This window comes from Pseudomonas sp. R1-15, assembly GCF_051132085.1.
Taxonomy (GTDB): Bacteria; Pseudomonadota; Gammaproteobacteria; order Pseudomonadales; family Pseudomonadaceae; genus Aquipseudomonas.
In genome coordinates, this window is record NZ_CP071660.1 from 5,349,400 (window position 1) to 5,360,609 (window position 11,210).

14 protein-coding genes are annotated in these 11,210 nt (G+C 64.2%); 8 read left to right on the forward strand and 6 right to left on the reverse strand.

Annotation, left to right across the window (positions count from 1 at the left end):
- Positions 1–11 precede the first annotated feature (11 nt).
- From J3P97_RS24170 to nrdR, 3 genes are read right to left on the reverse strand one after another with little or no spacing between them, the layout of a single operon-like run.
- Positions 12–674 (reverse strand): riboflavin synthase, encoded by a 663-nt coding sequence (locus tag J3P97_RS24170; protein ID WP_092204487.1) that lies wholly within the window; start codon positions 672–674, stop codon positions 12–14.
- Between the two features lie 46 nt (positions 675–720).
- Complete coding sequence (gene ribD / locus J3P97_RS24175; RefSeq protein WP_434601969.1) at positions 721–1,854, reverse strand: bifunctional diaminohydroxyphosphoribosylaminopyrimidine deaminase/5-amino-6-(5-phosphoribosylamino)uracil reductase RibD; 1,134 nt, start codon at positions 1,852–1,854, stop codon at positions 721–723.
- On the reverse strand, positions 1,851–2,315 hold the full coding sequence (gene nrdR, locus J3P97_RS24180) for a transcriptional regulator NrdR (protein ID WP_013694316.1): 465 nt from the start codon (positions 2,313–2,315) through the stop codon (positions 1,851–1,853). The genes ribD and nrdR overlap by 4 nt, the downstream gene beginning before the upstream one ends.
- Before the next feature lie 127 nt (positions 2,316–2,442).
- On the opposite strand from nrdR, the gene J3P97_RS24185 reads away from it, so the two are divergent.
- The 3 genes from J3P97_RS24185 (at position 2,443) to trxA (ending at position 4,621) form a co-directional block, all read left to right on the forward strand.
- Complete coding sequence (locus tag J3P97_RS24185; RefSeq protein WP_305498477.1) at positions 2,443–2,907, forward strand: YbaY family lipoprotein; 465 nt, start codon at positions 2,443–2,445, stop codon at positions 2,905–2,907.
- The gene (locus J3P97_RS24190) at positions 2,904–3,560 is read left to right on the forward strand and encodes a class I SAM-dependent methyltransferase (RefSeq protein WP_434672921.1); all 657 of its coding nucleotides are present in this window, start codon (positions 2,904–2,906) and stop codon (positions 3,558–3,560) included. Before J3P97_RS24185 ends, J3P97_RS24190 begins: the two co-directional genes overlap by 4 nt.
- Before the next feature lie 188 nt (positions 3,561–3,748).
- On the forward strand, positions 3,749–4,621 hold the full coding sequence (gene trxA / locus J3P97_RS24195) for a thioredoxin (protein ID WP_434601972.1): 873 nt from the start codon (positions 3,749–3,751) through the stop codon (positions 4,619–4,621).
- On the opposite strand, the gene J3P97_RS24200 is transcribed toward trxA, so the two are convergent.
- A complete protein-coding gene (locus J3P97_RS24200) occupies positions 4,615–4,962 on the reverse strand; it encodes a hypothetical protein (RefSeq protein WP_434571522.1) in 348 nt (115 codons plus the stop codon). The two genes, trxA and J3P97_RS24200, sit on opposite strands and share 7 nt — an antisense overlap.
- Before the next feature lie 120 nt (positions 4,963–5,082).
- Between J3P97_RS24200 and J3P97_RS24205 the strand changes: the two genes are divergently transcribed.
- The 5 genes from J3P97_RS24205 to J3P97_RS24225 all read left to right on the forward strand — a co-directional run bounded on the left by J3P97_RS24205 (position 5,083) and on the right by J3P97_RS24225 (position 9,235).
- Positions 5,083–5,661 carry a DUF2796 domain-containing protein gene (locus J3P97_RS24205; RefSeq protein WP_434672922.1) on the forward strand — a complete coding sequence of 193 codons (579 nt, stop codon included), beginning with the start codon at positions 5,083–5,085 and terminating at the stop codon, positions 5,659–5,661.
- Between the two features lie 138 nt (positions 5,662–5,799).
- Complete coding sequence (locus J3P97_RS24210; protein ID WP_434672923.1) at positions 5,800–6,510, forward strand: ABC transporter ATP-binding protein; 711 nt, start codon at positions 5,800–5,802, stop codon at positions 6,508–6,510.
- Position 6,511: 1 nt separating this feature from the next.
- Entirely contained in the window at positions 6,512–7,777 is a 1,266-nt protein-coding gene (locus J3P97_RS24215; RefSeq protein ID WP_434672924.1) for an ABC transporter permease, read from the forward strand.
- An 11-nt stretch (positions 7,778–7,788) separates the two neighbouring features.
- Complete coding sequence (locus J3P97_RS24220; RefSeq protein WP_434571515.1) at positions 7,789–8,307, forward strand: DUF3299 domain-containing protein; 519 nt, start codon at positions 7,789–7,791, stop codon at positions 8,305–8,307.
- Between the two features lie 229 nt (positions 8,308–8,536).
- Complete coding sequence (locus J3P97_RS24225; protein ID WP_434571514.1) at positions 8,537–9,235, forward strand: OmpW/AlkL family protein; 699 nt, start codon at positions 8,537–8,539, stop codon at positions 9,233–9,235.
- Positions 9,236–9,370: 135 nt separating this feature from the next.
- Here J3P97_RS24225 and J3P97_RS24230 read toward each other — a convergent pair whose 3' ends face one another.
- Entirely contained in the window at positions 9,371–10,300 is a 930-nt protein-coding gene (locus J3P97_RS24230; protein ID WP_434672925.1) for an NAD-dependent epimerase/dehydratase family protein, read from the reverse strand.
- A complete protein-coding gene (locus J3P97_RS24235; protein ID WP_434571510.1) occupies positions 10,293–11,177 on the reverse strand; it encodes a sugar nucleotide-binding protein in 885 nt (294 codons plus the stop codon). Before J3P97_RS24235 ends, J3P97_RS24230 begins: the two co-directional genes overlap by 8 nt.
- Between the last annotated feature and the right edge of the window lie 33 nt (positions 11,178–11,210).

The window sequence follows — 11,210 nt, forward strand, 5'->3', positions numbered from 1 at the left end:
ACCCCCTTGGGTCAGGATTTGAGGTAGCCGTTGGCGGCCAGAAAGCTTTCAGTGATGTTACCGGCCGCAGGTTCGGCAGCCTTGTCGCCCAGCAGCAGGCGCTCCAGGTAACGGGCCAGCAGGTCGACCTCAAGGTTGACCCGGCGACCAGGCCGGTACGAGGCCATGATGGTTTCGCTCAGCGTGTGCGGGATGATCGTCAGCAGGAATTCGGCACCATCCACCGCGTTGACGGTCAGGCTGGTGCCGTCGACCGTGATCGAGCCCTTGTGGGCGATGTACTTGGCGAGTTCTTTCGGAGCGCGGATACGAAACTCCACGGCCCGGGCGTTATCGGTACGCGACACCACTTCACCGACGCCATCGACATGACCGCTGACCAGGTGCCCGCCCAGGCGGGTAGTCGGGGTCAGGGCTTTTTCCAGGTTGACCGGGCTACCGCTCTTGAGGTCGTTCATCGCGGTGCAGTCGAGGGTTTCCCGGCTGACGTCCGCCAGGAAACCATTGCCCGGCAGTTCCACGGCGGTCAGGCAGACGCCGTTCACGGCGATGCTGTCGCCCAGCTTGACGTCGCTCAGGTCGAGCTTGCCGGTTTCGACGTGGACCCGCACATCGCCGCCTTTTGGGGTGAGTGCACGGATGCTGCCGATGGATTCGATGATGCCGGTAAACATGGAGTCCTCCTCGAGAACGGACCGTCGCTTGCGCGAAAGCCGGGAATTATACGCTGGCCTGCGGAGCGGGGACGGCGATGACTCGCCAGTCATCGCCCACGGCGCGAATGTCGGTGATTTGAAGCTGCGGCGCGTCTTTCATCTGCGCCAGCGGCCAATCGAGCAATGGCCGCGCCGTGGATCCGAGGAACTTGCCGGCGATGAAAATCTGGAATTCATCGACCAACCCCTGCCGGGCGAAAGCACCCGCCAGCCGCGGGCCGGCTTCCACCAGCACTTCATTGACGCCACGGGCCGCCAGCTCCAGCAGCAGGCGATGCAGATCGACCTGGCCATCTTCCCCGGCGACGATCATGCATTCCGGGCCGTTGGCGTACTGTTCCTCAACCGCCATGCAGGTAGCGACAAGCGCCGGGCCGGCTCTGAAGAATGGCGCATCCAGCGGCACCCGCAGACGACCGTCCACCAGCACCCGCAGCGCCGGACGGCTCATGGCCAACGCGGTCTGCTCGGCGTCCAGCCCAAGCTCATCGGCACGCACGGTCAGCCGGGCGTTGTCCGCCAGCACCGTATCGGCGCCGGTCAGCACCACGCTGGCCTGGGCGCGCAGGCGTTGCACCGCTGAGCGAGCGGCCGGGCCGGTGATCCATTGGCTCTCGCCGCTTTCCATGGCGGTGCGGCCATCCAGGCTCATGGCAAGCTTGACCCGCACGAACGGCAGGCCGTGCTCCATGCGCTTGAGAAAACCTTCGTTGAGCTTGCGCGCTTCGCCTTCGAGCACGCCGCTTTGTGTGGCGATGCCGGCCTGGGCGAGACGTTGCAGGCCGCGCCCGGCGACTTCCGGATTGGGGTCTTGCATTGCCGCGACCACCCGCGCCACGCCGGCATTGACCAGCGCATCGGCGCAGGGCGGCGTGCGCCCATGGTGGCTGCAAGGTTCGAGCGTCACGTAGGCCGTCGCGCCCCGGGCTTTGTCAGCGGCGGCGCGCAGGGCATGGACTTCGGCATGGGGTTCGCCCGCACGGATGTGCCAGCCTTCGCCGACCACCAGCCCGTCCCGCACGATCACGCAACCGACCCGGGGGTTGGGGTGGGTGCTGTAGTGACCGCGCCGCGCCAGTTCCAGGGCACGGGCCATGTAGTGGGCGTCGAGGACGGCCTGCTGCGCCGCGCCGGTCATTCTTTCACCGGTTCGCGGGCCAGGCGGTCGATTTCCTCGCGGAACTCGTTGAGGTCCTGGAAACGCCGGTACACCGAGGCGAAGCGGATATAGGCCACCTCATCGAGCTTTTGCAGTTCGGCCATGACCAACTCGCCGACGACGAGGGACTTGACCTCACGCTCGCCGGTGGCGCGCAGCTTGTGCTTGATGTGCACCAGCGCCGCTTCCAGGCGCTCGACGCTCACCGGGCGTTTTTCCAGGGCGCGCTGCATGCCGGCGCGCAGTTTTTCTTCATCGAACGGCTGGCGGCTGCCGTCGGTCTTGATCAGGCGCGGCAACACCAGTTCAGCGGTCTCGAACGTCGTGAAACGCTCGCCGCAGGCCAGGCATTCGCGGCGGCGGCGGACCTGTTCGCCCTCGGCGACCAGTCGCGAGTCGATGACTTTGGTGTCGTTGGCACCGCAGAAGGGACAGTGCATGGTGGCAGGCAACAAAAAAAGGGAGGGCCATGGTAGCGCATCCCACTGGCAAGACAAGCCATAGGGTTTACGGTATACAGACGGGCTTATTGTAAGACCCACGGAATTCACCTTGCTGGAGCCACCCATGCCGCTACGATCGCTCGTTTTGCTCAGTCTCTTCAGCCTGCTGATGGCGTGCAGCAGCGACGCCCCCAAGCCCGCTGCCCCCGCCCCGGCCCCAGCGCCGAAACAGGCCCAGGAAAAGGCCCGGCAGGCCACCGAGCTTGGCCCGCTGCCGGCCCATCAGCGCGAATTGAGCGGCACCCTGCAAGGCGTACCGGCCGGCGCCGAAGTCGAACTGGCGCTACTGGTGATCGATGACAAGGACCGCCCGCAACAACTGCTCGCCAGCTCCAGTCTGATCGGCACCAACCAGGCGCTGCCCTTTCGCCTGCGCTTCAATCCGGAAGCGTTCCCGGTCGGCGCCCGTGTCGAGTTGCGCGGCCGCGCCAGCCAGTCCGGCCAACTGATCCTGCATCTGCCGGAACAACGCATCACGCAACCGACCACCCAGGCGCTGGGCGTCCTGCAATTCGTCAAAGCTCCATGAAGGCACCGCAGCACCTGCAAGGTGCCTTGGTCGAGCTGCTGGGCGATGCGCGCCTGGTGTCCTGTGCGCTACCCGGCACCGACCTGGCGTTGTGGCTGATCGACGGCGAGAACATGGACCGCGCCTTCAGCCCGGAGGAAACCCGCCGCATCCTCCACGAACCGCCTTACTGGAGTTTCTGCTGGGCCAGCGGCCTGGCGCTGGCCCGCTACCTGGCCGAACACCCGCAGTGGGTCGAGGGCAAGCGGGTACTGGATTTCGGCGCCGGCTCCGGCGTGGCGGGTATCGCGGCGATCAAGGCCGGGGCGCGCGAAGTGGTGGCCTGCGACCTGGATCCGTTGGCGCTTGCCGCGTCAAGGGCCAACGCCGCGCTTAACGGCGTAGAACTGAATTATTCAGCGGACTTTTTCGCCGAAGCCGATCGCTTCGACCTGATCCTGGTCGCCGATGTGCTTTATGACCGGGCCAACCTGCCGTTGCTCGACCAGTTCCTCAGCCGTGGCCGCGAGGCGCTGGTGGCGGACTCCCGGGTGCGCGATTTCCAGCATCCGCTGTATCGCCGTATTGAGATGTTCGAGGCCATGACCTTGCCGGACCTGGCCGAGCCGGAGGAGTTTCGGCATGTGAGCCTGTACCACGCGCGGCGCGACTGAAAGCTTCGCGAGCAGGCTCGCTCCCACAAGGGATTTTGTTCAGTTAACAGAAGTTGCCGGCACCACAAAACACTGTGGGAGCGAGCCTGCTCGCGAAAGCAGTGCATCAGGCACCGCAAGTCCCGGCTTTCAGCCATCCCCCACCAAGCCGTATAGTTGCCCCATTCAAGCGTTCTACGAGACTTCCCATGACCCAGGACACGCCCTACATCTTCGACGCCACCACTGCCGATTTCGACCAGTCGGTAATCGCCAACTCCTTCCACAAACCGGTGCTGGTGGATTTCTGGGCCGAGTGGTGTGCGCCGTGCAAGGCGCTGATGCCGATGCTGCAAGGCATCGCCGAGAGCTACCAGGGTGAACTGCTGCTGGCCAAGGTCAACTGCGACATCGAGCAGGACATCGTCGCCCGCTTCGGCATTCGCAGCCTGCCCACCGTTGTGCTGTTCAAGGACGGCCAGCCGGTCGACGGCTTTGCCGGTGCCCAGCCGGAATCGGCGGTGCGGGCGATGCTCGAACCCCATGTGCAGATGCCGCCGCCAGCCGCCGCCGATCCGCTGGAACAAGCCCAGGCGCTGTTCGACGACGGTCGTTTCGCCGACGCCGAAGCCCTGCTCAAGGCACTGCTGGTGGAAGACAACAGCAACGCCAAGGCGCTGATCCTCTATGCCCGCTGCCTGACCGAGCGCGGCGAGCTGGACGAAGCGCAGACAGTTCTGGATGCCGTGAAAAGTGACGAACACAAGGCCGCCCTGGCCGGTGCCAAGGCGCAGATCCAGTTCCTCGGCCTGGCCAAGGACCTGCCGGACGCCGCCGACCTGAAGGCGCGCCTGGCGAAAGACCCACAAGATGATGAAGCGGTGTATCAACTGGCGATCCAGCAACTGGCGCGCCAGCAGTACGAACCCGCCCTCGATGCGCTGCTCAAGCTGTTCATCCGCAATCGCAGCTACAGCGAAGGCCTGCCACACAAGACCTTGCTCCAAGTGTTCGAGCTGCTGGGCAATGATCACCCGCTGGTGACGACCTATCGCCGCAAGCTGTTCGCCGCGCTTTACTGACCGACCCAGCTGTAGAGCGGCGTATCCCCGCCGCTCAGGACCTTGACCTCGGCGCTGTGGCGCAGACGCACCAACAGCCGCTTGCCGGACGAAGCGCTGCCGGTCAGGCCTTCCAACTGCTCCAGCAAGTCCGGGCCGGTCAATTGCCCGGCCTTGCGCAGCAATTCCTTGGCGATCTGCCATTGGGCATCGTCCTGACTCGCCGGCCTGGCCGGCGGTGTCGTCGCAACCTCGGACTTGGCCACCTGCAACTGCGCGCCGAGCTGCGCCCAGTCGCCTTCATCCATCTCGATCGTCAAGTCCACCGGCCACTCGCCGACGGTTCCGCGTATCCGCAACATCACCGTGCTCCTGAAGATTTCATCTACGCATGCTCCCATGGGCCTTGCGCGACGCCAAGCAGACGGTCAAACTCTGCGCACTTTCGTTATAAGATTACATAACCTTTTCGGAGACTCGTCATGCGTCGTCTGCTTCTCGCTTTGCCGTTCGCCCTGCTGCCGTTGGCTGTCGCTCACGCGGCCGTCGAGCATGATCACGACCATGAGCACGGTAGCCTCGGCGCCCATGAACACGGCGTCGCTCGGCTGAACGCCGCGCTGGACGGCCAGACCCTGGAACTGGAGCTGGAGAGCCCGGCGATGAACCTGGTCGGCTTCGAACACGCCGCCACCAGCGATGCCGACAAGGCCAAGGTCGCCGCCGTGCGGGCGCAGCTGGAAAAACCCTTGACGCTGTTCAACCTGCCGGCTGCGGCCAAATGCACCGTGGCCCAGCAGGAGCTGGAGAGCCCGCTTTTCGGCGATGAGCCGGACCATGAAGACCACGATGAAGACGGCGACGAGCATCACGACGAGCACAGCGAGATCCATGCCCACTACCAGTTCACCTGCGCGGTTCCGGGCACCTTGAAGAACCTGGACCTGGCGACCCTGTTCAAAACCTTCCCGGCCACCCAGAAAATTCAGGTACAACTGATCAGCCCGAGCGGTCAGCAAGGTGTTGAAGTGACGGCAAAGGCGCCGGCACTGAAATTCTGATCCACTGCAAAATCCCAATGTGGGAGCGAGCCTGCTCGCGAATGCGCCAGTACATTCAACGACGATGTTGGCTGACTCACCGCATTCGCGAGCAGGCTCGCTCCCACAGGAATTCCGTTAACCTGAAAAATCGGCAACATGACCCAAGCACTCATCGAACTGTCCGACCTGGGCTTCAGCTGGCCCGGGCATCCGCTCTTGCTGGATATCCCGGCGTTTCGCCTGGAGGCCGGTGAAACCCTGTTTCTCAAGGGCCCCAGCGGCAGCGGCAAGACCACGTTGCTGGGGCTGCTGGGCGGTGTGCAGACACCCGATCGCGGCAGCATCCGCCTGCTCGGCCAGGAGCTCAGCGAACTGGGCGCCGGCCGCCGCGACCGCTTTCGCGTGGACCATACCGGCTACATTTTCCAGCAGTTCAACCTGCTGCCATTTCTCTCGGTGCGCGAAAACGTCGAGCTGCCCTGCCATTTCTCGATATTACGCGCGCAACGGGCGAAGCAACGCCATGGCAGCGTCGATCAAGCCGCCGCCACGCTGCTGGCTCACCTCGGGCTGAGCGATTCGAGCCTGCTGGATCGCCGCGCCGACTCATTGTCCATCGGCCAGCAACAACGGGTCGCCGCCGCCCGCGCGCTGATCGGCCAACCGGAACTGGTGATTGCCGACGAGCCGACCTCGGCGCTGGATTACGACGCCCGGGAAAACTTCCTGCGGCTGCTTTTCGCCGAATGCCGCGAAGCCGGTTCGAGCCTGCTGTTTGTCAGCCACGACCAGAGCCTGGCGCCGCTGTTCGATCGCCACCTCTCGCTGGCCGATCTCAATCGCGCCGCCACGCCACCCGAGGTCTGAGATGTATTTGTTCCGTCTAGCCATGGCCAGCCTGGCGAACCGCCGCTTCACGGCGATCCTCACCGCTTTTGCCATTGCCCTCTCCGTCTGCCTGCTGCTGGCCGTGGAGCGCGTGCGTACCGAGGCGCGGGCCAGTTTCGCCAGCACCATCAGCGGCACCGACCTGATTGTCGGCGCTCGCTCCGGTTCGGTGAACCTGCTGTTGTACTCGGTGTTTCGCATCGGCAACGCCACCAATAACATTCGCTGGGACAGCTTCGAGCAGTTCGCCAACAACCCGAAAGTGAAATGGGCGATCCCCATGTCCCTTGGCGATTCCCATCGCGGTTATCGAGTGATGGGCACCACCGAGGCCTACTTCGAGCATTACCAGTACGGTCGCCGGCAACATCTGGAACTGGCGGACGGCCGGGCATTCGCCAGCGATCCGTTCGAAGTGGTGCTCGGCGCGGAAGTGGCCGAGGCGCTGCATTACAAACTCGGCGAAAAGCTGGTGTTGGCCCACGGCGTGGCGGCCATCAGCCTGGTCAAGCATGATGACAAACCATTCACCGTGGTCGGGATTCTCAAGCGCACCGGCACGCCGGTGGACCGTACGCTGCACATTAGCCTCGGCGGCATGGAGGCGATCCATGTCGACTGGAAAAATGGCGTACCGGCCCAGGGCAACGGCCGTATCAGCGCCGACCAGGCCCGCAACATGGACCTTACGCCCAAGGCCATTACCGCGTTCATGCTTGGCCTCAACAGCAAGATTTCCACGTTTGCGCTGCAACGGGAAATCAACGAATTCCGTGGCGAGCCGCTGCTGGCGATCCTGCCCGGTGTGGCGCTGCAAGAGTTGTGGAGCCTGATGGGCACGGCGGAAAAAGCCTTGTTCGTGATTTCACTGTTCGTGGTGCTGACCGGCTTGATCGGCATGCTCACGGCAATCCTCACCAGCCTCAACGAGCGCCGCCGGGAAATGGCAATCCTGCGCTCGGTGGGCGCGCGGCCGTGGCACATCGCAACGCTGCTGGTGCTCGAAGCCTTTGCGCTGGCCTTGGCCGGAGTCACCGCCGGGCTGGCCTTGCTGTACATCGGCATCGCCGTCGCCCAGGGTTACGTGCAGTCGGCCTACGGCCTGTATCTGCCCCTGGGCTGGCCGAGCGAGTATGAATGGACGCTGCTGGCTGGCATTCTGGTCGCCGCCCTGCTGATGGGCAGCGTGCCGGCCTGGCGCGCCTATCGCCAGTCGCTGGCCGATGGCCTGTCGATCCGTTTATGAGGACGTTGAAAATGCCCCGCGCCCTGCTTGCGCTGTTGATGCTGGTCAGCCTGCCATTGTGGGCGGCCGAGCCGAGAGACCTGGCCTGGTCGGAAATGATCCCGCCGGACGCGCCGCCGGAAGTGCCGAACATGACGCCCCTGCATGACCTGTCGAAAATGAGCGACGCCCTGGCCGCCGAGTCCGCGCCGGCGGCCCGGCAGGACATGCCCAACGCCCCGGTGGTCAAGGCCCTGGACGGCCAGCAGATTCGCTTGCCGGGTTATATCGTGCCGCTGGAAGTCAGCGAGGAAGGCCGCACGACGGACTTCCTGCTGGTGCCGTATTTCGGCGCCTGCATCCACGTGCCGCCTCCGCCGTCGAACCAGATCGTGCACGTGAAAAGCGAAGTCGGGGTCAAGCTCGACGAGCTTTATCAACCGTACTGGGTGGAAGGGCCGATGCAGGTCAAGCCATCCACCAGTGAACTGGCCGATGCCGGGTATCAGATGGAGGCGCAGAAGATTTATGTGTATGAGCTGCCGGAGTGAGTCTGGTAGCCGATGGTTGCCAGTGAAATAGCATTCGCGAGCAGGCTCGCTCCCACAGGGTTCTGCGTCGGACACAAGATTTGTGTTCACAGCCGATCCACTGTGGGAGCGAGCCTGCTCGCGAAGCCTCAAGACCCACTCATCACACTTTCATTGAGCTGAGTCAAAAGACCGCTCCAGACGGCTTCGTAACATGGGACATCCTTTTTGAATGTTCTCCGGAGCCCCCATGCAAAAGTCTCTGCTCAGCGCTTCCCTCGTCGCCCTCGCGCTCGCGGCACCACTCGCCCAGGCCCATACCGCCGGCGATATCATCGTTCGCGCCGGCGCCATCACCGTCAATCCGGATGCCGACAGTTCCAGCGTCAAGGTCGACCGTGGCCCGCTGGCCGGTGCCGACCTGGGCGGCAAGGCGACCATGAGCAGCGACACTCAGTTGGGCCTGAACTTCGCCTACATGCTCACCGACAATTGGGGGATCGAGCTGCTGGCGGCCTCGCCATTCGAGCACGACGTGAAAATCAAAGGCACCGCCCTGGGCGCCGCCAATGGCAAGCTCGGCACACTCAAGCACTTGCCGCCGACCCTGAGCCTGGTCTACTACCCGCTCGACGCCAAGTCGGCCTTCCAGCCTTACGTCGGCGCCGGCATCAACTACACCTGGATCTATGACGAACACGTCGGCAGCGACGCCAGCGCCAACGGTTTCAGCAACTTCCGGGCGAGCAACAGCTGGGGCATGGCGTGGCAAGTCGGCGCCGACTACATGCTGACGGACAACATCATGATCAACGGCCAGGTCCGCTACATCGACATCGACACCACCGCCTATGTCGACAACAACGCGGTGGCCGGCGGAACGCGGGCCAAGGTTGACGTGGACGTGGATCCATTCGTCTACATGGTGGGGTTGGGTTACAAGTTCTGAGCCGAACCTGAAGGAACGAAAGCCCCTGTGGGAGCGAGCTTGCTCGCGATGACGGTGGATCAGTCGGCAATAATGTTGACTGACCCACCGCTATCGCGAGCAAGCTCGCTCCCACAGTTTTTTGGCTGGTGAAACTCAGCGCCCGAGCAGCCGCGCCAGGCCCACGCTCATCGGCGTTTGCACCGGCAAGTCGAAACGCTCCAGCAACCGCTGGTTATCAGCCCGCGAATGGCGAATGTCGCCGGAGCGCGCCGGGCCGTAGCTGATCGCGGGCAAATCCCCGACCACGTCGGCCAAGGCCTGGAGCATCTGCTTGAGCGTGGTGGCCTGGTTCCAGCCGACATTCACCGCGCCCGCTTGCACTTCAGGTTTCTCGATGGCCTGCACCAGCACCTGTACCAGGTCTTCCACGTAGACGAAATCCCGGGTCTGCTCGCCGTCGCCGAACACGCTGATCGGCAAGCCTTTCTGGGCCCGCTCGCTGAAAATGCTGATGACCCCCGAGTACGGCGAGGACGGATCCTGGCGTGGACCGTAGATGTTGAAGAAGCGGAACACCACCGGCTCGAGATCGTGCTGGCGCCGGTAGAAGTCGAGGTAGAACTCGCTCGCCAGCTTGTCCGAAGCGTAGGGCGTAAGCGGAGCCTTGGAGGTGTCTTCGTCGATGGACTGGCCTTCGCCATTGTTGCCATAGACCGCGGCGCTGGAAGCGAACAGCACCCGTTTCACGCCCGCCTGGCGCATGGCCTCGCAGACATTCAGGGTGCCGATGAAATTGCTCTGGTGGGTACGTACCGGGTCGTCCACCGAGGCTTGCACCGAGGCCACCGCCGCCAGGTGCGCCACCGCGCTGCACCCGGCCATGGCCCGGGCGACCAGCGCCGCATCGGCGACGTCGCCTTCGATCAGTTCGACTGCCGGGTTGTCCAGCGGCAGGTTGCTGCGCTTGCCGGTGGACAAGTCATCGAGAATGCGCACCGAATGGCCGTTGGCGAGCAACGCGTCGGTCAAGTGCGAACCGATGAAACCGGCGCCGCCGGTGATTAAAACAGGGCCTTTAGCCATGGCGATAAAACCTATCCAGTAAGCCCGGGAGTGCGGCGCGCCAGGCGCGTGGCTTGATCCCGAAAGTGTGCAGAATTTTCTTGCAGGCCAGCACCGCGTGCTGCGGCTCTTCGGCGGCGTCCGGCCGCGCGGCATGGGCTTGCGGCGTGGGCGACTCGATGGCCAGCGGGTGCAGGGCGCGGGCTTCGGTAAGAATTGCCTGGCCCAGCGCCAGCGGCGTCGTCGCCTCGTGTCCGGCGTAATGGTACGTGCCCCACAGCGGCGCCGCGCAATCGAGTTGCTTGAGCACCGAAATGATCACCCGCGCCGCATCGTCAACCGGCGTCGGATTACCCCGGCGGTCGTCGGCCAGCAGCAGCTCTTCGGGCTGCTCGGCCCGGGCCAGGAACCGTCCGAGGATGCCATCGGCGCTGTCGTCCAGCAGCCAGCCAAAACGCAGCAGCACATGCTGCGGACAGGTGGCGCGCACGCTTTGCTCGATGCGCCACAGTGCCTGGCCACGCAAGCCCAGGGGCACCGGCTCGTCTTTTTCGCTGTAGGCGGTGGCGCGCGAGCCGTCGAATACACGGTAACTCGATGGTTGCACCAGGACGATGTTGTGATGCTGGCACAGTTCGGCCAGGCGCTCGACCGCCCGCTCCTGGCTCGCCAGGCGCTGCTCGCTGACGGTCTCGGCCTGGAACCAGTCGAAGTAGTACGCCAGGTTGATCAAGGCGTCCGGCCGGGTGTCGTCGAGCAACTGCGTCAGGCTCGCGGCATCCCAGCCATCTTCGGGTGGGCGGGGGGCAAGAAAACCGATGTCTTCTTCTGCACCGAGGCGAATCAGCGCCTGCCCAAGGGCATTTCCGCCGCCCAGTAACATAAGGCGCATTCGCATAAAGTCAGCAGGCCCAGTCTGTTGGCACAAGAA

Coding starts and splice junctions, on each gene's coding strand:
- J3P97_RS24170 (WP_092204487.1), bottom strand. CDS start 674: ATGTTTACCGGCATCATCGAATCCATCGGCAGCATCCGTGCACTCACC.
- ribD (WP_434601969.1), bottom strand. CDS start 1,854: ATGACCGGCGCGGCGCAGCAGGCCGTCCTCGACGCCCACTACATGGCC.
- nrdR (WP_013694316.1), bottom strand. CDS start 2,315: ATGCACTGTCCCTTCTGCGGTGCCAACGACACCAAAGTCATCGACTCG.
- J3P97_RS24185 (WP_305498477.1), top strand. CDS start 2,443: ATGCCGCTACGATCGCTCGTTTTGCTCAGTCTCTTCAGCCTGCTGATG.
- J3P97_RS24190 (WP_434672921.1), top strand. CDS start 2,904: ATGAAGGCACCGCAGCACCTGCAAGGTGCCTTGGTCGAGCTGCTGGGC.
- trxA (WP_434601972.1), top strand. CDS start 3,749: ATGACCCAGGACACGCCCTACATCTTCGACGCCACCACTGCCGATTTC.
- J3P97_RS24200 (WP_434571522.1), bottom strand. CDS start 4,962: ATGTTGCGGATACGCGGAACCGTCGGCGAGTGGCCGGTGGACTTGACG.
- J3P97_RS24205 (WP_434672922.1), top strand. CDS start 5,083: ATGCGTCGTCTGCTTCTCGCTTTGCCGTTCGCCCTGCTGCCGTTGGCT.
- J3P97_RS24210 (WP_434672923.1), top strand. CDS start 5,800: ATGACCCAAGCACTCATCGAACTGTCCGACCTGGGCTTCAGCTGGCCC.
- J3P97_RS24215 (WP_434672924.1), top strand. CDS start 6,512: ATGTATTTGTTCCGTCTAGCCATGGCCAGCCTGGCGAACCGCCGCTTC.
- J3P97_RS24220 (WP_434571515.1), top strand. CDS start 7,789: ATGCCCCGCGCCCTGCTTGCGCTGTTGATGCTGGTCAGCCTGCCATTG.
- J3P97_RS24225 (WP_434571514.1), top strand. CDS start 8,537: ATGCAAAAGTCTCTGCTCAGCGCTTCCCTCGTCGCCCTCGCGCTCGCG.
- J3P97_RS24230 (WP_434672925.1), bottom strand. CDS start 10,300: ATGGCTAAAGGCCCTGTTTTAATCACCGGCGGCGCCGGTTTCATCGGT.
- J3P97_RS24235 (WP_434571510.1), bottom strand. CDS start 11,177: ATGCGAATGCGCCTTATGTTACTGGGCGGCGGAAATGCCCTTGGGCAG.